Source organism: Hydrogenophaga sp. (assembly GCF_036675665.1).
GTDB lineage: Bacteria > Pseudomonadota > Gammaproteobacteria > Burkholderiales > Burkholderiaceae_C > Hydrogenophaga.
Genome location: NZ_JAKFEO010000112.1, coordinates 45,259 through 68,490, shown reverse-complemented (window position 1 = coordinate 68,490; position 23,232 = coordinate 45,259). Strand labels below are relative to the sequence as shown.

Annotated in this window: 21 protein-coding genes; 6 read left to right on the top strand and 15 right to left on the bottom strand. The window is 67.4% G+C overall.

The features are described from left to right. The first annotated feature begins 15 nt into the window (after positions 1-15). A complete protein-coding gene (locus V6M63_RS23525; RefSeq protein ID WP_332745878.1) occupies positions 16-2,430 on the top strand; it encodes a protein kinase domain-containing protein in 2,415 nt (804 codons plus the stop codon). Here the strand turns inward: V6M63_RS23525 and V6M63_RS23520 are convergent. The 4 genes from V6M63_RS23520 to V6M63_RS23505 are packed head-to-tail and all read right to left on the bottom strand — an operon-like array spanning position 2,419 to position 5,726. Then, positions 2,419-3,177, bottom strand: a complete 759-nt coding sequence (locus tag V6M63_RS23520) for a GntR family transcriptional regulator (protein WP_332745876.1) — start codon at positions 3,175-3,177, stop codon at positions 2,419-2,421. The genes V6M63_RS23525 and V6M63_RS23520 overlap by 12 nt on opposite strands. Further along, the gene (locus V6M63_RS23515; RefSeq protein WP_332745874.1) at positions 3,161-4,363 is read right to left on the bottom strand and encodes an amidase; all 1,203 of its coding nucleotides are present in this window, start codon (positions 4,361-4,363) and stop codon (positions 3,161-3,163) included. Before V6M63_RS23515 ends, V6M63_RS23520 begins: the two co-directional genes overlap by 17 nt. An 8-nt stretch (positions 4,364-4,371) precedes the next feature. Further along, on the bottom strand, positions 4,372-5,295 hold the full coding sequence (locus tag V6M63_RS23510; protein ID WP_332745872.1) for a polysaccharide deacetylase family protein: 924 nt from the start codon (positions 5,293-5,295) through the stop codon (positions 4,372-4,374). An 11-nt stretch (positions 5,296-5,306) separates the two neighbouring features. Then, positions 5,307-5,726 (bottom strand): nuclear transport factor 2 family protein, encoded by a 420-nt coding sequence (locus V6M63_RS23505; protein WP_332745869.1) that lies wholly within the window; start codon positions 5,724-5,726, stop codon positions 5,307-5,309. 236 nt (positions 5,727-5,962) lie between these two features. Between V6M63_RS23505 and V6M63_RS23500 the strand changes: the two genes are divergently transcribed. The 3 genes from V6M63_RS23500 (at position 5,963) to V6M63_RS23490 (ending at position 10,706) form a co-directional block, all read left to right on the top strand. Continuing rightward, entirely contained in the window at positions 5,963-7,153 is a 1,191-nt protein-coding gene (locus tag V6M63_RS23500) for an ABC transporter substrate-binding protein (RefSeq protein ID WP_332745867.1), read from the top strand. Between the two features lie 110 nt (positions 7,154-7,263). After that, positions 7,264-8,142: a branched-chain amino acid ABC transporter permease gene (locus tag V6M63_RS23495; protein WP_332745865.1), complete on the top strand. Its 879-nt coding sequence runs from the start codon at positions 7,264-7,266 to the stop codon at positions 8,140-8,142. 2 nt (positions 8,143-8,144) lie between these two features. Next, on the top strand, positions 8,145-10,706 hold the full coding sequence (locus V6M63_RS23490) for a branched-chain amino acid ABC transporter ATP-binding protein/permease (RefSeq protein ID WP_332745863.1): 2,562 nt from the start codon (positions 8,145-8,147) through the stop codon (positions 10,704-10,706). 92 nt (positions 10,707-10,798) lie between these two features. Here V6M63_RS23490 and V6M63_RS23485 read toward each other — a convergent pair whose 3' ends face one another. Then, positions 10,799-11,179: an RNA recognition motif domain-containing protein gene (locus V6M63_RS23485; RefSeq protein WP_056276955.1), complete on the bottom strand. Its 381-nt coding sequence runs from the start codon at positions 11,177-11,179 to the stop codon at positions 10,799-10,801. Between the two features lie 256 nt (positions 11,180-11,435). Here V6M63_RS23485 and V6M63_RS23480 point away from each other — a divergent pair, with 256 nt between their 5' ends. Beyond that, positions 11,436-13,106: an AMP-binding protein gene (locus tag V6M63_RS23480; RefSeq protein WP_332745861.1), complete on the top strand. Its 1,671-nt coding sequence runs from the start codon at positions 11,436-11,438 to the stop codon at positions 13,104-13,106. A 33-nt stretch (positions 13,107-13,139) separates the two neighbouring features. Here V6M63_RS23480 and V6M63_RS23475 read toward each other — a convergent pair whose 3' ends face one another. The 5 genes from V6M63_RS23475 to V6M63_RS23455 are packed head-to-tail and all read right to left on the bottom strand — an operon-like array spanning position 13,140 to position 18,717. Next, positions 13,140-14,573 (bottom strand): aldehyde dehydrogenase family protein, encoded by a 1,434-nt coding sequence (locus V6M63_RS23475; RefSeq protein ID WP_332745859.1) that lies wholly within the window; start codon positions 14,571-14,573, stop codon positions 13,140-13,142. A 1-nt stretch (position 14,574) separates the two neighbouring features. Then, positions 14,575-15,492, bottom strand: a complete 918-nt coding sequence (locus V6M63_RS23470) for a dihydrodipicolinate synthase family protein (protein WP_332745857.1) — start codon at positions 15,490-15,492, stop codon at positions 14,575-14,577. A gap of 7 nt (positions 15,493-15,499) precedes the next feature. Then, positions 15,500-16,672: an L-rhamnonate dehydratase gene (locus V6M63_RS23465; protein WP_332745855.1), complete on the bottom strand. Its 1,173-nt coding sequence runs from the start codon at positions 16,670-16,672 to the stop codon at positions 15,500-15,502. A 27-nt stretch (positions 16,673-16,699) separates the two neighbouring features. Continuing rightward, on the bottom strand, positions 16,700-17,716 hold the full coding sequence (locus tag V6M63_RS23460; protein WP_332745853.1) for a 4-hydroxythreonine-4-phosphate dehydrogenase PdxA: 1,017 nt from the start codon (positions 17,714-17,716) through the stop codon (positions 16,700-16,702). Between the two features lie 38 nt (positions 17,717-17,754). After that, the gene (locus V6M63_RS23455) at positions 17,755-18,717 is read right to left on the bottom strand and encodes a Bug family tripartite tricarboxylate transporter substrate binding protein (RefSeq protein WP_332745851.1); all 963 of its coding nucleotides are present in this window, start codon (positions 18,715-18,717) and stop codon (positions 17,755-17,757) included. A gap of 114 nt (positions 18,718-18,831) precedes the next feature. Here V6M63_RS23455 and V6M63_RS23450 point away from each other — a divergent pair, with 114 nt between their 5' ends. Continuing rightward, positions 18,832-19,770: a LysR family transcriptional regulator gene (locus V6M63_RS23450; RefSeq protein ID WP_332745849.1), complete on the top strand. Its 939-nt coding sequence runs from the start codon at positions 18,832-18,834 to the stop codon at positions 19,768-19,770. Here the strand turns inward: V6M63_RS23450 and V6M63_RS23445 are convergent. The 5 genes from V6M63_RS23445 to V6M63_RS23425 form a co-directional block, all read right to left on the bottom strand. Further along, the gene (locus V6M63_RS23445) at positions 19,763-20,167 is read right to left on the bottom strand and encodes a response regulator (protein WP_332745847.1); all 405 of its coding nucleotides are present in this window, start codon (positions 20,165-20,167) and stop codon (positions 19,763-19,765) included. The genes V6M63_RS23450 and V6M63_RS23445 overlap by 8 nt on opposite strands. Continuing rightward, entirely contained in the window at positions 20,164-21,840 is a 1,677-nt protein-coding gene (locus tag V6M63_RS23440; RefSeq protein ID WP_332745845.1) for a PAS domain-containing protein, read from the bottom strand. The genes V6M63_RS23445 and V6M63_RS23440 overlap by 4 nt, the downstream gene beginning before the upstream one ends. A 23-nt stretch (positions 21,841-21,863) precedes the next feature. Continuing rightward, a complete protein-coding gene (locus tag V6M63_RS23435) occupies positions 21,864-22,259 on the bottom strand; it encodes a response regulator (RefSeq protein WP_332745843.1) in 396 nt (131 codons plus the stop codon). A gap of 170 nt (positions 22,260-22,429) precedes the next feature. Beyond that, positions 22,430-22,981: a hypothetical protein gene (locus tag V6M63_RS23430; protein ID WP_332745841.1), complete on the bottom strand. Its 552-nt coding sequence runs from the start codon at positions 22,979-22,981 to the stop codon at positions 22,430-22,432. A gap of 24 nt (positions 22,982-23,005) precedes the next feature. Further along, positions 23,006-23,209: a YjfB family protein gene (locus tag V6M63_RS23425; RefSeq protein ID WP_332745839.1), complete on the bottom strand. Its 204-nt coding sequence runs from the start codon at positions 23,207-23,209 to the stop codon at positions 23,006-23,008. Positions 23,210-23,232 lie beyond the last annotated feature (23 nt).

Here is a 23,232-nt window from a genome sequence, read left to right as displayed (position 1 = left end):
CCCTTCCGGATCCACGTGAAATCAAACGCTCCCCCCAGCACCGGCAGCCGCCCTGCCCACCCGAAGTACCTGGGCCGATACGAACTGCGCCAGGTGCTGGGCAAGGGCGTGCACGCCACGGTGTGGCTGGCCCACGATCCGCGCCTGGACCGGCTGGTCGCCATCAAGGTGATGCAGGTGGTGCGGCCGGGCGCCGGTGCCGCCATGGAGCCCTGGCTGCGCGAGGCGCGCCATGTGGCCCGGCTCGCCCACCCGCACATCGCCACGCTGTTCGAAGCCGACATGATCGACGGCCAGCCCTCACTCGTGTTCGAGTATGTGGCCGGCCAGACGCTGGCCGGGCACCTGCATGACACCGGCGCGCTGCCTGCGGCCGACGCCGTCGCCCTGATGCTCCCGGTGCTCGATGCCCTGCAGGTGGCGCACGCCGCCGGGCTGGTGCACCGGGACCTCAAGCCGTCCAACATCCTGCTCGACCGCGGCCTGCGCCCCAAGGTCACCGACTTCGGCATCGCCGCGCGCATGGGTGCGGCCGACGTGGACGCCGACACGGTTCAAGGCACGCCGGGCTACATGTCGCCCGAGGCCGCCACCGGGCAACCCGCCACCGCCACCAGCGATGTGTTCAGCGCGGCCCTGGTGCTCGCCGAAATGGTGTTCGGCACGCCGCTGGTCGATGGCCGCGACACCTACCGCGCGATCTACCGGGTGACCCACGAAGACCTCGTGCTGCCACAGGACAGCGTGCACGAAGTGGACGACGCGCTGCGCACCCTGCTCATGCGGGGCCTGGCGCGCGACGCGCGCCAGCGCATCGAGAGCGCGCAGGTGTTCGCCCAGGCGCTGCGCGAATGGCAGGGCCAGCAGCAAGACAGCGCCAGCGCCCCGGAGGCCCTGGGCAGCCACGCCACGCTGGGCTTCCTGCTGCGGCGCATGCGCCACAAAAGCGATTTCCCCGCCATGTCGGAGTCCATCGGGCGCGTGCAGAGCATGGCCTCGTCGGAAAACGAAAGCCTGAATTCGCTGACCAGTGAAATTCTCAAAGACGTGGCGCTGACCAACAAGCTGCTGCGACTGGTCAACACGGCACAGTTCGCGCACGCCGGCGGCGGCAGCATCAGCACCGTGTCGCGCGCGGTGAGCCTCATCGGCTTTGTCGGCATCCGCAACATCGCCATGAGCCTGGTGCTGCTCGAACACATGCAGAACAAGGCGCACGCCAGCCTGCTCAAGGCGGAGTTTCTGCGCGCGCTGCTGGCCGGCTCGCTCGCCAGCGATCTGTGCGCCCACTCGCGCGAGGGCGAAGAGGTGTTCATCGGCTCGCTGTTCCAGAACCTGGGCCGCCTGCTCACCGAGTTCTACTTTCCCGAAGAGGCGCAGCAGATGCGCAAGGGCGTGGCTGCCGGCAAGAGCGAAGACGTGGCGGCCCTCGGTGTGCTGGGCATGACCTGCGAAGACCTGGGCCTGGGCGTGGCACGGGTGTGGGACTTGCCCGCCAGCATCCAGCGCCTCATGCGCAAACCCGCAGGCAACCCCCCGGTGCGCACGCCCGCGGACACCGAGGAGCGGCTGCGCTGGTTGTGCCTGGCGTCCAACGAAATGGCCGACGCCTTCCTGCACAAGGAGGGCGATGCGCTGGCGCGAGAGCTCGCGCGCCTGTCCACCCGCTACGCCAGCGGCCTGGGACTGGAGAGCAGGCACATCCAGGCCATGGCGCTGGCCGCGCGCGAAAAACTCGCGCAGACCGCCGAGGCCATGGGTGTGCAGGTGGCCGGCGATTCGCCCGCGGCCCGGCTGCTGCGTCCCGCGCCGATCAAGGTGCTGCCCGCCGATTCCCTGCAGCCACTCGAACTGACGGCCGAGCCCGCGCCGGCCGCGGCCGAGACCGTCCCGCCAGCGACCCCGCAGCGCGCGGTGTCGGCCGACTTGCTGGCCACCGGCATCCAGGACATCACCAACGCCATGGTCGAAGACTTCGAGCTCAACGACGTGCTGCGCATGGTGCTGGAGACGATGTACCGCGCGCTGGGATTTCGCCGCGTGCTGTTCTGCCTGCGCGACGCGGCCACGCACAGCCTCACCGGCCGATTCGGCCTGGGCGACGACGCCGCCTCGGTGGCCAAGCTGTTCCGCGTGCCGCTCAAGGACGCGCAGGATCTTTTCGGCATGGTGTGCAACAAGGGCCTGGACACGCTGATCCGCGATGCCAGCGTGCCCAACGTGGCGCAGAAGCTGCCCGTCTGGTACCGCAGCCAGATCAACGCGCCGGCCTTCCTGTTGCTGCCCTTGCAGCTCAAGGGCACGCCTTTTGGTTTGATCTACGCCGACAAGGCCAGCGCCTCCGATATCGCGCTCGACGAGAAGGAACTTGCCCTGCTCAAGACCCTGCGCAACCAGGCGGTGATGGCGTTTCGCCAGTCACGACCCTAGCCCCAGCATGTGCGCCAGCCCGTGCGGCTCGGCGGGCCGTTCCAGCATCAGGTGGCGCTCCAGGTCGCGCAGATGCTGGTCCATCAGGGCCACCGCCTGATTGGCGTCGCCGCGCGCAATGCAGTCGACGATGCGCTCGTGTTCGTCGTGCTCACAGGCTGCGTTGCCCGGCGGCTGGTGCACCGCCACGATGAGCGAGCAGCGCGAGACGATCTCGATCAGATAGCGCTGCAGGATGGCATTGCCCGACAGCTCCGCCAGCCGCAGGTGGTAGGCGCTGGCCAGGCGCGCCCACGACGGCTGGTCGAAGCGGTGCATCACCTGGTGTTCTTCCTTCAGCTGCTTGCGCAGCGCCTTGAGGTCCGCGGGCGTGGCGCGCTCGGCCACCAGCCGAACGATGGCGGCCTCCAGCGCACGGCGCGCCTCGAAGATCTGTTGCGTTTCCTCGCGCGTGGGCACTGCCACGATGGCCCCGCGGTTGGGGCGCAGTTGCACGATGTGGTCGTGCGCGAGCTTCTGCAGCACCTTGCGCACCACCGCGCGGCTCACGCCGAACAACGCGCACAGCGGCGCCTCGGGCAGTTTGGTGCCGGGTGCCAGGCGCTGGCTCATGACGCTGTCGAACACGGCGCGATAGATGCGCGCTTCCACGTCTTCGTCCGTTGCTTCGACGGCAGGTGCCGCAACGCCCTTGGGTGCGCGGGGCGCACGGCGTTTGCTGGCCGGGGGTTCAGCGGTGTTGGGCATTCAGCGTTCCTTGCAGTTGCACCGCCAGTCTAATCAGGGCAAGGTCGCTGCCGGCCGGGCCGAGCAGCGAGACACCCAGCACGCTGCCGTCGCGCAGCGTCAGAGGCAGGCTCACCTGGGGCAGGCCGGCCAGGCCGGCGATGCAGGTGATGGCCATGGTGCGCAGTCGCACCGCATCCACCACGGCGGGATCGGCATCGCGCCGCGGCGCCAGGCTCGCGGCCGAGGGCAGCACGGCCACACCATCGCCGCCGAGCAGTTCCCTCACCTGCGCGCGCACCTGGGCCACGCGCGACCGGGCGGTGGTGGCCGCGTCATCGGTCACGGCACTGGCCGCGCGCCAGCGCGCTGCGATCGCTGCGCCGAACTCGGGACGGTGCTCGGTGATCCACGCGCCGTGCATGGCCCAAGCTTCGTGCGCACCGGCGGTGGCGTAGGTCTGGCGCCAGTCGGTCAGGGGCGTCTCGCCGGCCACGCGCAGCGTTTGCGGCGCGGTGTTCAGCAGCGCGGCCAATGCATCGCGGGCGCGCTGCAGCGGCTCTGCAAACGCCGGGTCGGCCAAATCCCAAGCGTCCTGCGGCACGAGCACGCGCGTGGGTGCAAAGTCGCTGCGCGGCAGCAGCACGGTGCCCACGCGTTCGAAGGTGGCGGCATCAAACGCCAGCCAGGTGACGGTGTCGAACGCGGGGTGCAGCGGCACCACACCCCGCGCCGACACCAGGCCGTGCGTGGTGCGCAAACCCCAGAGACCGGCGTAGCTGGCCGGCACGCGGGTGGATCCGCCCGTGTCGGTGCCCAGCGCGAAGTCGACCAGGCGCGCGGCCACCGCGGCGCACGATCCGCTGGACGAACCGCCGGGCACACACGCGGGCGCGGCGCTGTTGATGGGTGTGCCGTAGTGCGTGTTGTCGCCGTGCAGGCTGTAGGCCAGCTCGTCGGTGAGCACCTTGCCCATGAGCGTGGCGCCAGCGCCCAGCAAACGGGCCACCACCGCGCTGTGCTCGGTGGGCACGGCGTGCGTGGCCAGCCAGGTGGGGTTGCCCGCGCCGGTGGGCTGGCCGGCCACGTGGAACACGTCCTTGGCCACAAACCTCAGGCCGTCCAATGGCCCGCTGGCGGTGGGCTCGATCACGAAACGACCGTGTGGCACCCAGGCGCCCACGGTGTCAACGATGGGGAAACTCATGTCGGCTTTCATGCAAAGGGATCGGGATCGTTCAGCGCGAGGCCGTTCACATGGCCGCAGATCGCGCCCGGCGTGGTGAACCAGATCTCACCGCGATCGCGCGCGGCACACAGGTGCAGCAGGGCGCGGCGCAGGTGGCGCAACCGATAGGGTTGCCCCACCAGATAGGGGTGCAGCGCAATGCCCTGCACCAGTGGCTGCGAACGCGCCTGCTCGAGCATCTCGTCGGTGTTGTCGATGACCATCTGCGCGAAGTCCTTGGCATCCATCTGCCGGGTCACGATCATGGGAATGTCGTTGAGCTCCTGCGGGTAGGGCACGGCCCACAGGCCTTGCCCATCGCGAGTGCGCATGCGCATGGGCTGGTCGTCGTGGCACCAGTTGAGCGTGTAGCTGTAGCCGGTCTCGGCCAGCAGGTCGGGTGTGCTGCGGCTCTCGGATATCCAGGGCGAGAGCCAGCCTTTCACCTCCGCACCGCTTTCCTTTTTCATGCGGTCGCGGCACAGCACCAGCAACTCGCGCTCGGCGGCCTCGGGCAGCACGCCCTGGCGCTCGGCGTTGCTGTGGCCGTGGCCCACCAGCTCGTCGCCGCGCGCGATGAACGCCGCCACCAGCTCGGGGCAGTGGTCGTACAGCGCGGTGTTGATGAGCGCGGCGGTGGGCAGTCCGAGCTGGTCGAAGAGTTCGAGACAGCGCCAGGCACCCACGCGGTTGCCGTATTCGCGCCAGCTGTGGTTCAGCACGTCGGGCTGTGGCGAAGCTGGTCCGATGCCGGCGCCCAGGCCTTCGCCGAACGCGAAGTGCTCGATGTTGAAGCCGAGGTACACCGCCAGCCGCGCGCCGTTGGGCCAGCGGTAGTCAGCCCGGCGCGTGATGGGGCGGTAGGCAAAGCGCCCGTGGTCGGGCAAAGGCCCGAGGTACTGTGCAGACATGGAGAGCCTGCTCACAAGCGGGTTAAACCAGCGCGCACCATCAGCCACTCGGCGCTGTCGTTCCATACCTCCATCTGCGTGATCAGGCCGTGGCTCACCACGTAGCGGTCCACATAGCGGTTGCCTTCGAACGGCGTGCCGTCGGGCCATTCGCCGTGCAGCGTGCCGATGCTGTAGACCACGGTCTCGGCCTCGGTGCCGCCAGCCACCGTCTCGGTGCGCTCGATGCGTTTTTTCACCCAGCGGTAGCGGGTGGCATTGAAGGCCGAACACTCCGCCGGGTCGCTCATGGCGCGCCCGCCGGTGAAACGGATGCGCAGGCCGGGCGCGGTGAAACGGCGCGCGCCGGCGGGGTCGGGAATCATGATGATGCGCAGGAATTCGTCGACCACCTGGGCCGGCGAGAGGGGTTGCTGGGGCGCGTCGGACATCGGCTTCTCCACAAAAAATGCACCGTGTTGAGGAATCGTGCACCGCCTTGGCGAGCGGCCAGGGCCGGGTGCATGCACGTTCAAAGTGCGTGCAAGACACGTGCCAGATTGTCAACAATCCAATTATTCCAATGTCTACATATGCAGGCAAGCATTGACGACATGGTTGGCACGCCCCTTGCAAACGGAGGCCCGGGTCATCTCCGCCCTTCCCTCACTTCATCTGGAGTCCTGCCATGTCCTCACCTGTCCAGTCCACCCGCCGCGCCCTTCTCGCCGCCGGATTCGCCCTCGCCGGCACCACGCTCGCCGGCCATGCCCTGGCCCAGTCGGGCGAGCCCATCAAGCTCGGCCTGGTCACCGCGCTCTCGGGCCAGTCGGCGCTGGCCGGTGAGTCCATCACGCGCGGCATGCAGATCGCCATCGACGAGATCAACGCCAAGGGCGGCCTGCTGGGTGGACGCAAGCTGGAGCTGGTGCGCCGCGACGACGAGGCCAACCCGGCCAAGGGCGTGATCGCCGCGCGCGAACTGATCTACCGTGAAAAAGTGGCGGTGGTCTTCGGCGGCCTGGACACCCCCGTGTCCATGGCCATCGTGCCGCTGATCAACCAGGAGAAGGTGCCGTTCATGGGCCCATGGGCCGCGGGCACCGGCATCACCAAGAACGGCGCCGAGTCCAACTACGCGTTCCGCGTGTCGGCGGTGGACGAGATCGTGGACATGGGCATGCTGGCCTACGCGCAGAAGAACTTCGGCGCCAGGAAGCCGGGCCTGATCCTGGTGAACAACCCCTGGGGCGAAAGCAACGAAAAAGGCCTGAAGGCCGCGATGGCGGCCAAGGGGGTGGTGCCCGCCGGCGTGGAAAAGTTCGAAGCCAACGATGTGGACATGGTCCCGCAGCTCACGCGCCTGAAGGCCGCTGGCGCCGACACCCTGTTCATGGTGGGCAATGTCGGCCCCTCGGCCCAGGTGGTGAAGTCGCTCGACCGCATGGGCTGGAAGGTGCCGGTGGTCTCTCATTGGGGCCCGGCCGGCGGCCGCTTCACCGAACTCGCCGGCCCCAACGCCAAAGAGGTGCATTTCGTGCAGACCTACAGCTTCTTCGGCAAGCAAGGCCCGGTGGGCGAGCGCGTGATCAAGGCCATGATGGCCAAGTACCCCAACGTGAAGACCCCCGCCGACATTTCGCCGGCCGTGGGCGTGGCCAATGCGTACGACGCCACCCACCTCGCGGCACTCGCCATCCAGGCCGCCGGCTCCACGCAGGGTGAGGCGGTGCGCCAGGGCTTCTACAAAATCGACAGATACGAAGGCCTGATCAAGACCTACGCGAAGCCGTTCACCCCGACGGTGCACGACGCCGTCACGTCGGATGACTACGTCTGGGCGCAGTTCATCGACAACCGCATTGTTCCTGTGAACTAACGCCCCCACGCTCCGCCGCTTCGCGGGTCGCTGCCCCCCGAGGGGGCTGGGCCTGCCTTGGGGCGGCCCGGCGGCTGGCCCGGCCTTTTTCTTTTTCACAAGGACTTTGGATGTTGGAGTTGTCAGCGCTGGTCAGCGGCCTCGGCCTGGGCAGCATGTATGGGTTGATGGCGCTGGGGTTCTACGTGACCTACGCCGTCTCGGGCACGGTCAACTTCGCGCAGGGCAGCTCCATGATGCTCGGCGCGGTGTTGACCTTCACCTTCGCGCAGACCTTCGGTTGGCCCGGCTGGTCCGCGGTGATCCTGGCGCTGGCCCTGTGTGCGCTCTATGGCCTGCTGGTCGAGGTGCTCGCGGTGCGGCCCTTCGTCAACCGCGGCTCGGACGCCTGGCTCATGGCCACGGTGGCCATGGGCATGGTGCTCGACAACGTGGTCATGTTCACCTACGGCAAGGAGCCGCGCAGCCTGCCGTCTCCCTTGGCGCAGTCCCCGCTGGAGATCGCCGGCACCAACCTCGGCGTCTACCCGCTGCAGTTGCTGATCCCGGTGGTGGGCCTGGCGCTGGCCGCCGTGCTGCACACACTCTCGCGCCGCACGCGCTGGGGCATCGCCATGCTGGCCGTGGTGCAGAACCGCTCGGCTGCGCGACTCATGGGCATTCCGATCCGGCGCGCGGTGGCGGTGGCGTTCGCGCTGTCCACGTTGTTTGCCGGGGTGGCCGGCGTGCTCATCGCGCCGCTCTTCAACGTGCACTCCGACATGGGCACGCTCTTCGGCCTGAAGGCCTTTGCCGTGGCCATCCTGGGCGGCATCACCAGCGCCTGGGGCGTGATGATCGCCGGCCTGCTGTTTGGCCTGGTCGAGGCCACGATCACCTCCCACCTCGGCTCGGGCTACACGCAGATCATCACGTTCGCGCTGGTGATCGTGGCGCTGGCCTGGCGGCCCAACGGGCTGTTTGGCCGTGCGGAGGTGAAGAAGGTATGAGCTTGAGCCCCTCCAGAACCACCCGTCCTTTGCTCGGGCTGGGCACCGGCTGGCAGATCACCGCGGTGGCCGCCGTGCTGGCACTGGGCGCCATCCTCGCGCTCACGCTCAACGGCTACTGGGTCTTCGTGCTGGCCAACGTGGCGCTGCTGGCCATCGTCGGCGTGGGCCTCAATGTGCTGGTCGGGCTCACCGGCCAGGTCTCGTTCGGCCATGTGGGCTTCTATGCCATTGGCGCCTACACCATGGCCATCCTCACCACCAGGACCGGTTTGAGTTTCTGGTTGGTGTGGCCGATCGCCGCGCTCATCGGCGGTGCGTTCGGCGCGCTGGTCGCCCTGCCCGCGCTGCGCGTGAAGGGCCCCTATCTGGCCATGATCACCATCGCGTTTGGTCTGATCGTGGAGCACAGCATCGTCGAGGCCAGCGGCCTCACCGGTGGGCAGAACGGCATCATGGGTCTCACCGCGCCGTCGCTCGGCGGCCTGGCCCAGGGCGAACGCGCCATGGCGCTGCTGGCCATCGGCGCCGCCGCTCTGGCCTTGGCGGCCTACGCCTGGCTCTCGCGCGGCACCTGGGGCGCGGCCATGCGTGCGGTACGCGATGCCGAGACCGCCGCCGAATCGGTGGGCCTGAACCCGCTGGCCATCAAGACCGTGGCGTTTGCCATCTCGGCCCTGTGCGCGGCCGCGGCCGGCGCGCTGTTCGCGCCGCTCTCGGGCTTCGTCACGCCGCACACGTTTGGCTTCGTGCAGTCCATCCTGTTCGTGCTGGTGGTGATGATCGGCGGCGCCGGCTCGGTGGCCGGCCCGCTGGTGGGCGCGGTCATCGTCGGCCTGTTGCCCGAGCTGCTTTCGGGCCTGGAGGAATACCGCCTGCTCTTCTTCGGCGCCATGCTGCTGCTGGTGCTGTGGGTCGCGCCCGACGGCGTGGCTGGCCTGGTGCGTCGCCTGCGCGAGCGCCTGTGGCCGCGCAGCGCAACGGGTGTGCCCACACCCGCCAGCGCCACGCTGGCCCTGCCCGCCCGCCCACGCCAGCCCATCAGCGCACAAGGCCTCACCATGCAGTTCGGCGGCGTGCGCGCCGTGTCCGATCTGCACTTCACCGCGCAGGCCGGCCAGGTCACCAGCCTGATCGGCCCCAACGGCGCGGGCAAGTCCACCGCGCTCAACATGCTCGGTGGCTTCTACCTGCCCACGGCAGGCGGCTTTGCGCTCGGCGGTCGAGCACTGCAAGGGCAGAACGCCATGCAGATCTCGCGCCGTGGCGTGGCGCGCACGTATCAGACGTCGCAACTCTTCGGCTCGCTCAGCGTGCAGGACAACGTGGTGCTGGCCATGCAGCGCGGCGCACTTGGCCCTCTGCTGGGCAACGCACGGCGCAGCGCCCCCGCGCTCATGGAACAGGCACGACAACTGCTGGCCTTCTGCGGCTACACCGGCCACCCCGACACGATGGCCGGCGACCTGCCCCATGTGGACCGGCGACTGGTGGAGATCGCCCGCTCGCTCGCCACCGACCCCGATGCCCTGCTGCTCGACGAGCCCGCTGCCGGTCTCTCGCGCGAGGACAAGCTGCGCCTGGGCACGCTGCTGCAGCGCATTGCCGACGCGGGCCTCACCGTGCTGCTGGTCGAGCACGACATGCCCTTGGTGATGGACATCAGCCACCAGGTGGTCGTGCTCGATGCCGGGGTGCGGCTGGCGGTGGGCACACCGGTTGAAGTCCAAGCCGATCCGGCGGTACAACTGGCCTATCTTGGAGAGGCGTTGGAGACCACCGCGTCAATACCGCGCGACACCAACGCGAACCGACCCGAGATGCTGGGCGTGGGCTCACTGGTGGCCGGCTACGGCGCCGAGCCGGTGCTGCACGGCATCGACCTGCAGGTCAGGTGCGGCGAGGTGGTGGCGCTGCTGGGCGCCAACGGCGCGGGCAAGTCCACGCTGATGAAGGCACTCGCTGGCCTGCACCGCCCCGTCCAGGGCGGCATCCACCTCGAAGGCCGCGAGCTCATGAACATGGGTGCCGAACAGGTGGTGGCGCAAGGCGTGGTGCTGGTGCCCGAGGGCCGGCAGGTGTTCCCCGAGCTCAGCGTGCTCGACAACATTCGCCTGGGCGCCTTTTTGCAGACCGACGATCGCGAAGCGCGGGTGGAAGAACAGCTGCGGCGTTTCCCGCGCCTGCGCGAGCGCCTGCACCAGCGAGCCGGTCTGCTCTCCGGCGGTGAGCAGCAGATGCTGGCGATCGCGCGCGCCCTCATGTCGCGCCCGCGCATCCTGCTGCTCGATGAACCCTCGCTGGGTCTCGCGCCCAAGGTGATCGCCGAGTTGTTCACCGCGCTCGATGTGCTGCGCCGCGAAGGCATGACGCTGCTGCTGGTGGACCAGATGGCCGGTCTGGCGCTGGCGTTGGCCGACCGCGCCTACGTGATGGAAGAAGGCCGGATCGTGGCGCAAGGCACCTCGGCCGAGATCGCGGCCGACGGCGCGCTGGCGCAGGCATATCTGGGCGAAACAGGTTCCATTCCTGCCGCCGTGCCGGAGATCGCTGACCTGCCCTGACGCGGTGACGCGCCCAACGAAAAAAGGCCCCGGAACCGAAGTTCCGAGGCCTTTTGGGCTTTGCTCAGCGCGAGGCTGAAGCAGCGCAGGGCTTAGTAGCCGCCGCGTCCACCGCCGCCACCGCCGTAGCCGCCACCGCCGGAGCGATCGCCGCCACCACCGTAGCCGCCGCCGCCGGAGCGATCGCCACCACCGCCGTAGCCGCCGGTGCGGGGAGGACGTGCCTCCATCGGACGGGCTTCATTCACGGTGATGCTGCGGCCGCCGAGCGACTGACCGTTCATGCCGGAGATAGCGGCTTGCGCTTCGGCATCGCTGCCCATCTCGACAAAACCGAAGCCTTTGGAGCGACCGGTGTCGCGTTCCATCATGACCTTGGCGCTGGAAACAGAGCCGAATTCGCTGAAAGACTGTTGCAGGTCTTCGTCGCGGACGGTGTACGGCAGGTTGCCGACGTAAAGTTTATTGCCCATGGGGACTCCTCAAAAAACACATGAAACAAAAGCGATGGGGTCCCGAAAGCACAACAAATCCAAGAAGTACCGCCGTAGCGCGCGAAACTGACCGATCACCTAGCTTGTGCAACTGATGGACAGTCGCACGCGTCGATTATGCGCTTTATGTGGACGAATCCCCATCACCGGACAAACCCCCATGCGCCGCCGACCTCAAAAAGGGCCCAATGCGCACGGGTCCGGGCCATTTCGAGCCCTTGCAAGGAGACGGCCAATGGCCAGGTTGATGCTGGAATACGCCTTTGAACACGAACGTCTGCGGCGGGACGAACCCTTCCTCACGCAGCCCGCGGGCAACGGCGAAGTGGTCACATTCACCTGGGGCCAGACCATGGACCAGGCGCGGCGCATGGCCGCCCACCTGCAGGCCCGGGGCTTCGAGCCCGGCGCGCGCATCGCCATGCTGGCCAAGAACAGCGCCCACTTCTTCATGGTGGACCTGGCCGTCTGGATGGCCGGGGGCACCACGGTGGCGATCTTTCCCACCGAATCGGCCCACAACATCCGCTACGTGCTGGACCACTGCGAAGCCCGCCTGCTGTTCGTGGGCAAGCTCGACGACTGGCCCAAACAAGCGTCCGGCGTGCCGCCATCGCTGCCCTGCATCGCCCTGCCGCTGGCACCCGACACCGGCTTCGAGCAGTGGCACGACATCGTGGCGCGCACCGCGCCGATGGCAGGCCAACCCACCCGTGCCGCCGACGACCTGGCCCTGCTGCTCTACACCTCGGGCTCCACCGGTCAGCCCAAGGGCGTGATGCAGACCTTCGGCAGCGTGAGCGCGGCCACCGAGTGCATCGTCGACGAAATGCGCCACCGGTTCACAGGCACGGCGTTGCGCGTGTTGTCCTACCTGCCACTCGCTCACTGCTTCGAGCGCGCCTGGGTGGAGTGCCAGGCTTTCGTACGCGGTGACATGCAGGTGTATTTCACCGACACCGCCGCCACCTTCATGGAGGACCTGCAACGCGCGCGGCCCACGCTGTTCATCTCGGTGCCGCGCCTGTGGACCAAGTTCCAGCAAGGCGTGCTGGCCAGGTTGCCGGCAGCGCAGCTCGACGCCCTGCTCGACGACCCGGCCACCGCCTCTGCGGTGGGCGCGAAGGTGCTCACCAGTCTGGGGCTGGACCAGGTGAAGAACGCCGGCAGCGGCTCGGCCCCGTTGCCGGCCGAGCTGCTGGTCTGGTACCGGCGCCTGGGCCTGAACCTGTTCGAGGGCTACGGCATGACCGAGGACTTCGCCTATTCGCACGGCGGCGATGGCGACGCTTCGCTGCCCGGCCACGTGGGCAAGCCCTACCCCGGCGTGCAGGCAAGGCTGGCCGAGGACGGCGAAATCCTCGTCAAGTCGCCCGGGCGCATGGCGGGCTACTACAGGCAACCCGAGCTCAATGCCGAAGCCTTCACCGACGACGGCTTCTTCCGCACCGGCGACCTGGGCGTGCTCAACGAGGCCGGCGTGTTGCGCATCACCGGGCGCAAGAAGGAACTCTTCAAGACCGCCAAGGGCAAGTACATCGCGCCCGTGCCGATCGAGAACCTGCTGAACGCGCACCCGATGGTGGAGCTGGCCCTGGTCTCGGGTGTGGGGCAGGCCACGCCGTACGCGGCGCTGGTGCTCGACGAAGCCCTGCGCCCGCGGCTGGCCGACGCAACGGTGCGTGAACAGGTGACGGCGGCGTTGACCGAACTGATGAGTCAGGTGAACGCGCAGCTGGCCAGCCACGAGCAGCTGCAGTTCCTGGCGGTGGCGCGCGAGCCCTGGAGCATCGAGAACGGCTGCCTCACGCCCACCATGAAGATCAAGCGCAGCCGCATCGAAGCCGCGCTGGCACCGCACCTCCCGCAGTGGTACGAGCAGCCACAAGCGGTGATCTGGGCCTGAGCGGCGGTGGCCAACTGGCGGGCCCCTGCGCCCTCAGGCCAGCGTGTAGGCCGTCTTGACCGTGGTGAAGAACTCGGCAGCAAAGCGCCCCTGCTCGCGCGGCCCGTAACTGCTGCCTTTTCTGCCGCCAAAAGGCACGTGGTAGTCCACGCCCGCCGTGGGCAGGTTCACCATGACCATGCCCGCTTGCGCGTGGCGCCTGAAGTGCGTGGCGTGCTTGAGGCTGGTGGTGGCGATGCCGGCCGACAGGCCGTACGGCGTGTCGTTGGCCACCGCCAGGGCCTCGTCGTAGTCCTGCACACGGATCACGCTGGCCACCGGGCCGAACACCTCTTCGCGGTTGATGCGCATGGCGGGCTCGGTGTCTGCCAGCAGGGCCGGGGCCATGTAAAAACCCTCGGTCTCGCGCTGCAGGCGTTGCCCGCCACACAGCAGCGCGGCGCCTTCGGCCCGGGCGATCTCCACATGGGCGAGGTCCTGCTCCAGCTGCGCCAGGCTCACCACCGGGCCGATCTCGGTGCCGGGCTTGCGCGCGTCGTCCACCCGCAGCGCCGCCACGCGCGCCTGCAGCGCCGCGATGAAGGCCGGGTAGATGCCGTCGGTGACGACGAGCCGGCTCGACGCCGTGCAGCGCTGCCCTGTGGAGAAGAAGGCGCTCTGGGTGCACAGCTCCACGGCGCTGGCGAGGTCGGCGTCGTCCAGCACCACCTGCGGGTTCTTGCCGCCCATCTCCAACTGCACCTTCTTGTGCTGCGCCATGCAGGCCTGGCCGATGCGCTGGCCCACCCCCTGCGAACCGGTGAAGCTGATGGCGTCCACGCCGGGGTGGTTCACCAGCGCCTCGCCCACCGTGCGACCCTGCCCCATGACGAGGTTGAACACGCCGGCAGGCAGGCCCGCGCGGCTGATGATCTCGGCCAGCGCCCAGGCGCTGCCGGGCACCAGGTCGGCCGGCTTGATGACCACACAGTTGCCGTAGGCCAGAGCCGGCGCGATCTTCCAGGCGGGGATGGCGATGGGAAAGTTCCAGGGCGTGATCAGGCCGATCACACCGAGCGGTTCGCGCGTGATTTCCACGCCGATGCCGGGGCGCACCGAGGGCAGCAGCTCGCCCGCCAGGCGCAGGCATTCGCCGGCGAAAAATTTGAAGATGTGGCCGGCGCGCGTGGCCTCGCCGATGGCCTCGGGCAATGTCTTGCCTTCCTCGCGCGCCAATAGCTCACCCAGTTCTTCTCGGCGCGCCAGGATCTCGCTGCCGATGCGGTCGAGCGCGTCGCTGCGGGCCTGGATGCCGGACATGGACCAGGCGGGAAAGGCGGCGCGGGCGGCCGCCACTGCGGCACCGACCTGCGCAGCATCGCCCAGCGCGTACTCGCCCACCACGTCGGCCAGATCGGAGGGGTTGACGTTGGGCGCCGAGCCGCTGCCCGCGAGCCATTCGCCCGCGATGAAGTTGCCGTGAACCATGTCAGTGGCCCCAGCGCAGCACGAGGGGATCAAGGCGTTTCGCGGCGTCGAGCAGGCCCGCGCGCACCTCGGGCTGCATGGCAGGGAAGGGATGGCGCGAGGCCTCGCAGGCGATCACGCCGCCGACCTTCATCAATGCCTTGGCGCTCAGGATGCCGCCCTGGCGGTTCTCGCAGTTGATCAGCGGCAGCCACTTCGCATACGCCGCCACCGCGGCCTCGCGGTCCCCCGTGAGATACGGGTCGATGATGGTGCGGATGCCGTCGGGGTACGCGCCGCCGGTCATGGCGCCGGTGGCGCCCGCGTCCAGGTCGGCCAGCAGGGTGATGGCTTCTTCACCGTCCCACGGACCTTCGATCGCGTCGCCGCCCAGGCGGATGAGTTCGCGCAGTTTGCTGGCCGCGCCTGCGGTCTCGATCTTGAAGTAGGACAGTTGCTCGATCTCCTTGGCCATGCGCGCGAGGAATGGCGCCGAGAGCACCGTGCCGCTGGCGGGCGCGTCCTGCACCATGATGGGAATGTCGATGGCGTCGGACAACCGCGCGTAGAACTCGAAGATCTGCGCCTCGGGCACGCGGAAGGTGGCGCCGTGGTACGGCGGCATCACCATCACCATGGCCGCGCCCTGCTCTTGCGCGCGCCGGCTGCGCTCGGCGCACACGGCGGTGCCGTAGTGGGTGGTGGTCACGATCACGGGCACGCGGCCCGCCACGTGTTCCAGCGCCACGCGGGTGAGGGTTTCGCGCTCGGCGTCCGACAGCGAAAACTGCTCGGAGAAGTTGGCCAGAATGCACAGGCCGTTGGAGCCGGCGTCGATCATGAAGTCGAGGCAGCGCTTCTGGCTTTCGAGATCGAGCGTGCCGTCTTCATGGAAGGTGGTGGGCACCACCGGGAACACGCCCTTGTAGCGTCGGTTCATCGCGCGCTCAGCCGATGATGTTGAACTGGTCGAGGAACCCGGTCTTGAGCGTGAGGCCCAGGCCGGGCACGTCGTCGCGCAGGTCCAGGAAACCGTTCTCGGCCACGGGCTCGCCGTCGAAGATGTAATAGAACAGCTCGTTGCCGACCTCCACATCGAACATCGGAAAGTACTCGCTCATGGGCGAGGCCAGCGTGCTCATGGTCAGGTGGTAGTTGTGCATCTGGCCGGCGTGCGGGATCACCGGGACGCTGTAGGCCTCGCACAGCGCGTTGATCTTGTGCGCCGCGGTGATGCCGCCCACGCGGTTGGTGTCGTACTGCACCACGCTCACCGCCTTCTTGTCGAGCAGCTGCTTGAAGCCGTAGAGGCTGAACTCGTGCTCGCCACCCGAGATCGGGATGTCGGTGAGCTGGTTGAGTTCGGCGTAGCCGTCGATGTCGTCGGCGATCACCGGTTCTTCAAGCCAGCGCGGCTCGTACTTCACCAGCTTGGGCAGGATGCGTTTGGCGTACTCCAGGTTCCAACCCATGTAGCACTCGAGCATCAAATCGTTCTCGTAGCCAATCACCTCGCGCACCGCTTCCACCGACTTGAGGTTCTCCACCACGCCCTGCTGGCCGTGACCCGGGCCATGGCCGAAGCGCATCTTGAAGGCCTTGAAGCCCTGGTCCTTGTAGGTCTGCGCCTCTTCCTGCATGGCCTTGAGGTCGGTGCGGTAGAGCTTGCTGTAGTAGCAGGGGATTTTTTCCTTGGTGCGCCCGCCCAGCAGCTTGAACACCGGCTTGTTGACCGACTTGCCCAGGATGTCCCAGATCGCAAGATCAATGGCCGAGATGGCCGCCATGGTCACGCCCTTGCGGCCCCAGGCGTGGGTGCCGCGGTACATGCGCTGGAACAGGTATTCGTAGTCCCAGGGGTCCTGGCCCAGCACCAGTGGCGTGAGGTACTCGTCGATGATGGCTTTGGCGATCTTGGGCGCCAGCGCCACGTTGCCCAGGCCGACGATGCCGGTGTCGGTTTCGATCTCCACCACCGTCCACGAATGGAAGCGGAAGGTGCTCATGGTCTCGGCGTTCGAGTACAGCAGGTCCATGGCGTTGGAGCAGAAATTGCCCTGGGGAGGCACGGTCTTGCCTTTCCACTCGAACACGCGGGCGCGGACGGATTTGATCTTCATGGGAATGTCAGGTTGGGATGAAAGGGTTCAGGCAAGGCGCGCGGCGCCCATGCGGACAGCGATGCGCAGAGCGTTGTAGGTGGCATTCACATCGGCGCGCCCCTGGCCGGCAATGTCGTAGGCGGTGCCGTGGGCCGGCGTGGTGATGGGCACCGGCAGGCCGCCCTGCACGGTCACGCCCTTGGAGAAGCCCATGAGCTTGATCGCGATCTGGCCCTGGTCGTGGTACATGGTCACGATGGCCTGGTACTCGCCGTCGCGCGCCTTGAGAAAAATGGTGTCGGCCGGGAACGGGCCGCCCACCGCGATGCCCTCGGCCGCGAGCTCGCGCACCGCCGGCTCGATGATCTCGATCTCCTCGCGCCCGCAGGTGCCGCCGTCGCCGCCGTGCGGGTTGAAGGCCGCCACCGCCACCCTGGGCTGGGCGAAACCCGCCGCCTGCAGCGAGCGGTAGATCAGGCGCGCGGCGTCCTTGATGCGGTCCTTGCTGAGGAAGCTGGCGGCGTCCTTGAGCGGGATGTGCGAGGACACGCGCGAGGTCCACAGCTCGCCCAGCGTGTTGAACTCACAGAAGTAGCCCTGCACGCCGAGGTACTCGGCGAAGTGGTGCAGCTCGTCCTCGTGTTTGAGGCCGCCCTGCTTCATGGCGAACTTGTTGAGCGGCGCGAAGCAGATCGCATCCACCTCGCTTTGCTGTGCCGCGTCCATGCAGGCGTTGAGCACCCGCAGCACCGAGGCACCGCCCGGCGCCTGGGCCAGGCCGCGCTGCACCTGCTCGGGCGCCACCGTGTCCATCGCCAGCCAGGCCGGCGTGTGCGCATCGGCGCGCCCACGCACCTCGGTGAAGCTGCGCACCGGCATGGTGGGAACCTGAACACCCGCCACCTCCTGGCCAGCCGCCCACAGCCAGGGGTCGCCCACCAGCACCAGGTTGGCGTGCCGGGCAGCATCGGTCTGGCCCAGCAGGCGGGCGATCAGCTCGGGGCCGATGCCGGCGGGGTCGCCCAGGGCCAGGGCAACAACGGGAAGGTCGGTCGGGTTCACAGGGTCTCCTCGGGACTCGGGGTGTCAGCGGTTCGTGCTCACTCGAGCTTGATGTTCTTGCGGCGGATCAGGTCGCTGTAGCGCTTGTTCTCGGCGTTGTGGAAAGCCAGGAAGGCCTCGGGTGTCATGGGGGTGAGGTCGGCACCGATGGCCGAGAGGCGAGCCTGCGTTTCGGGCATGGCGATCACCTTGTTGACCTCGGCATTGACGCGTGCGATGACTTCCTTGGGCGTGGACGATGGCATGTAGATGCCGTACCAGGCACTCATCTCAACGCCCTTCACGCCCGCTTCGGCCATGGTGGGCACGTCGGGCAGTTGCGGGTTGCGCTTGGCCGCGGCCACCGCCAGCGGACGGATCTTGCCGTTGCGGACATGGCCGATGACAGAGGGCATGGTGTCGAAACTGACCTGCACGGCCCCACCCATCAGGTCGACCAGCGCGGGCGCGCTGCCGCGGTAGGGGATGTGGGTGATGAAGAGACCTGTCACGTCCTTGAACATCTCGGCCGCGATGTGCTGCGTGCTGCCCGAGCCGCTGGTGGCGTAGTTGAGCTGTCCGGGGTGGCTCTTGGCAAGCTTCACCAGATCGTCCACGCTGGTCACGGGCAGGGCCATGTTGGCCACCAGCACATTGGGCACCGAGCCCACAAAGGCCACCGGCACCAGGTCCTTGTCGTTGTTGTAGCTGAGCTTGAGCAGGTGCGGCGCGATGGCGTGCGCGGTGGACACGCCCATGATCATGGTGTGCCCGTCGGTGGACCTGGCGGTCAGGTCGGCAGCCAGGGTGTTGGAGGCACCTGCGCGGTTCTCCACCACCACGTTCTGCTTGAGCAGCGGGCCCAGCCGGTCGGCGATGGCGCGCGCCATGGCGTCGGTGCCGCCGCCGGGCGACGAGCCCACCAGGATCCTCACGTTCTGGCGCGGCCAGTCCTGTGCGGTCGCGCCGCCGGTGGTGAGGGCCAGCGCCAGCGCGGCCAGCGCCCATTTGATTGTCTTCATGGTGTGTCTCCGTCGGGAATGGTGGTGTGAGGCGAACGGATGGTAGGTTGCCGATTGATCGCCGTATATTGAAAGTTTGGAAACCATTGATAACCCAGAGTTATCATTTGAGCAATGGCCACCTCCCCCACCCAACAGCTGCTGAACCGCATGCGCATGCGCCAGGTGGCGCTGCTGCTGGCCATCGGCAAAAGCGGCACGCTGCGCGCGGCCGCCGCGGAACTCGGCATGACCCAGCCGGCCGCCACCAAGATGCTGCACGAGCTGGAAAACGCACTCGGGCACGCGCTGTTCGAGCGCGCGGGCCGGGGCCTGAAGCTCACCGAATCGGGCCGCTGCACGCTGGGCTACTTTGAGGGGCTGCAGGGCAGCCTGGATGCGCTGACGCGCGAGCTCGACGGCATCGAGCAGGGCGGCAGCGGCAAGCTCTTCATCGGCAGCATCATGGCCGCCTCGCCGGAGCTGCTGTCGGAGTCGTTGCTGCGGCTGCGCGAGACCTATCCGCAGCTGGCCATCGAGATCATGGTGGACACCAGCGATCGCCTGACCGACGCCCTGCGCCGTGGCGACCTTGACCTGGTCATCGGACGCGTGCCCGAAGGCGCGCTGGACGACATGGAGTTCAAACCGGTGGCCGACGAGGCGCTGAGCGTGGTGGCAGGGCCCACCCACCCGCTCGCCCACAAACCGCGCGTGGCCTTTGCCGAGCTGCTCGAGCACCCATGGATCCTGCAGCCGCGCGGCAGTCCCATGCGCGAAGTCCTGGAGCAGGAGTTCCGCCGCAACAAGGCCCGCCTGCCGCGCGGGCTTGTCGAAACCTCATCCATCCTCACCACCATGAACCTGCTGGTGCGCTCGGACATGATCGCGGTGATTCCGGCCGAGGTGGCGGCGCGCTACGAATCGCACGGCATGCTGGCCTGCATCCGCTACGCCGTGCGGCAGCAGTTGGGCGTGTTCGGCTGCCTCACGGCCCGGGGCCGCCCGCCCAGCCCGCCGCTGGCGCACCTGCTGTCCCTGCTGCTACCGTCTCAGCCGGGCAGCGTCAGATGAAGCACTCGACGTCGAGCAGCGTCGCAGCGGTCTCCTTGGTCAAAGGCTTGACCAGGTAGTTTCGGATGATGCCGATGGATTGGGCCGCGGCCTTGTCCACCGACCATGCCGACGAGGTCAGCATGTGGAGCTGCAGGGCCGCGCGCGGCTGCAACCGGTCGGTGAGCGCGCGCGCCACCTCAAAGCCATTCATGCCGGGCATGTTGATGTCGAGCAAGATCAGGGTGGACACGCCGATCTGGTCTCGCAACAGGAATTCGAGTGCGCGTTCACCGCTTTCGAAGATCCGGATCTCTCCATCGAACCCAGCCTTGCGCAGCGCGATCTCGTGAAAGAAGTTGTCGTTTTCGCTGTCGTCGATGAGAACGACCCGCTGGATCGGGGTGGTGAAGATCATGCGGCGGTCCCGGTGCGTTGAAGCTCGATCGCCCTGTCGGGGCCTGGCAGGATGACGGAGTAGCAATTGGTGCCGTCGGACCTGAGCTCGATCTGCAGCACGCCCTGGTGCAGGTCGACGATGTGGGAAGCAATGGACAGGCCCAGCCCCAGTTCGCGGACATCGGCCATGGCCCGCTTTCGGGTGCGCCGTGCCGACATCGGGCGGGTGGTGGCATCGACAGTGGCGACCACGGAGGTGGTGGGCGGGGTACTGCGGCGCTGCACCGTGATGTCCACGCGGTGCGTGAACAGCTCTTCCTGCGATCGAATGACCACCAGCGAATCGCCCGGCACCGAGCCCTGGCGGTTCGCCGAACTCAGCAGATTTCCCAGAATGCTGCGGATGGCCAGACTCAGGAGCGGCGCATCCACGCGGATGGTGCCCGCAACAAACAGGTCGACCTCCACGCCCCCGGCTTCCAGCTCGGCCTCGATCTCCGTGAGAGCCCCGGCGTAGATGCTGTGAGCCGGGTGCGGCTGCATCCGCACGTCGCTGATGTCCACCTCGCTGTACAGGCGCAGGTCTTCCAGCACGCGCGACAGTTTGGCACTGGCTTCCTGGGCGATGCGAAGGCAGCGCGTCTCCAACGGGTCGGCGCGCAGCGCGGCGCCCTCTGCCAGCAGAAGGGTCGCGTTGGTGATCGCGTTGACCGGTTCTTTCAGGTCGTGCGAGACGCTGTAGACGTATTTGCGGTTGGCCAGGCGCTTGGCCTGCAGCTCCTTCACGGCTTCATCCAGCTGTCGTTCGCTTTGCTTGCGCGCGGTGATGTCGCGTGTGCGCTCAACCACGCCATGAACCTCACCACCGTCTCGCGCCGGCGTGTGCGTGACCTCCAGGTAGCGCACGCCCATGCCCGGAAACCCCAGTTCCAGTGCGAACTGCGATTCGTGGCCCGCCAGCGCCTGGTTGAGGCTGGGCTTGAACAGGGCGCGGTAGCTCGTGGGATCGATCAGGTCTTGCACCTGCATGCCCATGATCTCCTGCGGCTCCCGGATCCAGTAGCGCTGAAACGCCGGGTTGACGAAGAGGTAGCAGTGATCGCGGTCGATGAAGGCGGCCATGTCCCGGCCCTCGTTGAGCACATCACGAACGATCTGATGACCTTTCACGATCTGCTCGACCATGTGATCGGACTGGTCGCGGCGGCTTCGCTCGTGTTCGATGAGCTCCATGGCCAGATCGGCCAGGTGCTTGAGCATGTTGAGTTGTGCGTCGTCAAGCTGGCGCGGCACGCTGTCGATGACGCACACAGTGCCCAACGCGGCGCCGTCGGAGGTGACGATGGGCGCGCCGGCATAGAACATCAGATCGCCTTTGCGCACCATGGGGTAGTTGTGAAAGCGCTCATCGTGCGTGGCGTCATTCACCACCAGCACTTCACTCGGCTCCATGATGGCGTGGGCACAGAACGCCTCGTCGCGCGAGGTCTCCGCCAGCTCGGTGCCCAACCGCGACTTGAACCACTGGCGGTTGGAATCCACCAGCGAGATCAGCGCGATCGGTGTGCCACAGATGCCGGCAGCCAGGCTGGTGATGCTGTCAAACGCCTTTTGGGGCAGCGTGTCCAGGATCTGCAGCCGCCGCAACGCAGCCAGACGATCGGGTTCGTTGGCTGGAATCGGGGTGGGCATGTCTTGAACTTGTTGCACAGAGGTCAGCACAGGTCGATCAGCGCGGCCGCCGTTTCCTGCGTCAGGGGTTTGACAAGGTAACTCTGGATTCGGCCGATCGAATCGCATGTGGCTTTGTCCACCGACCAGGAAGAAGACGTCAGCATGTGCAGCTGCAGCGGTACGCCAGGCTTCAGTTGCTCGTCCAGCGCTCGGGCCAGCTCGAAGCCGCCCATGCCGGCCATGTTGATGTCCATGAACATCAGGGTGGGCACGCTCACGCCGTCCTGCAGCAGAAACGCGAGCGCGTCCTCACCCTTGTCGTAGATCCTGATCTCGCCACCAAAGCCGCACTTGCGCAGGGCGATGTCGTGGAAAAAGTTGTCGTTGTCGCTGTCATCGACCAGGATGACGCGTTGGGTGTGGGTGGTGTGGTGCATATGAGAGCTCCTGGAGCAAAGACGGACGCTTGCCCTTGAGCCCAATGTAGGCAGCGGCGAACAAGCCGCAGGTGTCATAAGACACAGGGTGCACGGGATTGGTTCAACCCGCCGTGCCGTGGGTCACGGGAACGCCCCGCATCGACCGCAGTCTGCGGCACCGGGCGGTTCTAGATGAACCGCTCTATATAGATCAACGCGCCTTCGTCGAAATGGTCGAAATTTCGGTGGATCGCGTGCGCGGCGCGGATGAGCTCCGCTTCGACGAAACGCGGGCAATCGATCGCCCAGAGTTGCAACGGGATGTTCGCCGCCGCGGCCAGCATCGGGCCACTCGGCGCCCAGAACAGCGTGCCGCTGTCGTGGCCAACCCGAAGGTCCTGATAGTTGTACTGGTAGCGGCGCGTGAACATGACCGCCACGAAACGCAGGGCCGCCGCCATGGCCACCGCCTGGGGCTGCCCCGCCGAGACGAACTGGTGCTGGATGTACTGCATGCCCAGCTCCAGCGAAGGCAGGTCTTCGATGCCGGGGATGACCGGATACGACTCCAGCGCTTGCAGGTCGGTCTGAAGCTTGTGACCCATGAGCTTGAGCGCGCGGCGCGCGGCCTCCACGAACAGCAGGCGCGGCACCGGCTGGCAGGCAGCGTCCAGGTCGATCTGCACCACAGGGCCTGCGCCCTGGGGCTTCGAGTTGGCATCGTGCGGTTCGGCGTTCATGGGATTGCGCGCAGCGCAGCGACCTCAGGCCAGCAGATTGAGTTGCGTGCCCACGCTGCCGCTGGTGGCCAGCGGCAGGTTGCCGGTGAGGCTGTTCAGCAGCGAAATGGCACCTGCGCCCTGCATGTCCATCGCCTTCTTCAGCACGGCCAGCTGCACTTCCTGGGCCGCGTTGGCCTGCTTGTTGGCGACATGCGCGCCCACGATTTCAAGGGGAGATACGTCCACGGTGGTTCCTGGTGGATGGAGAT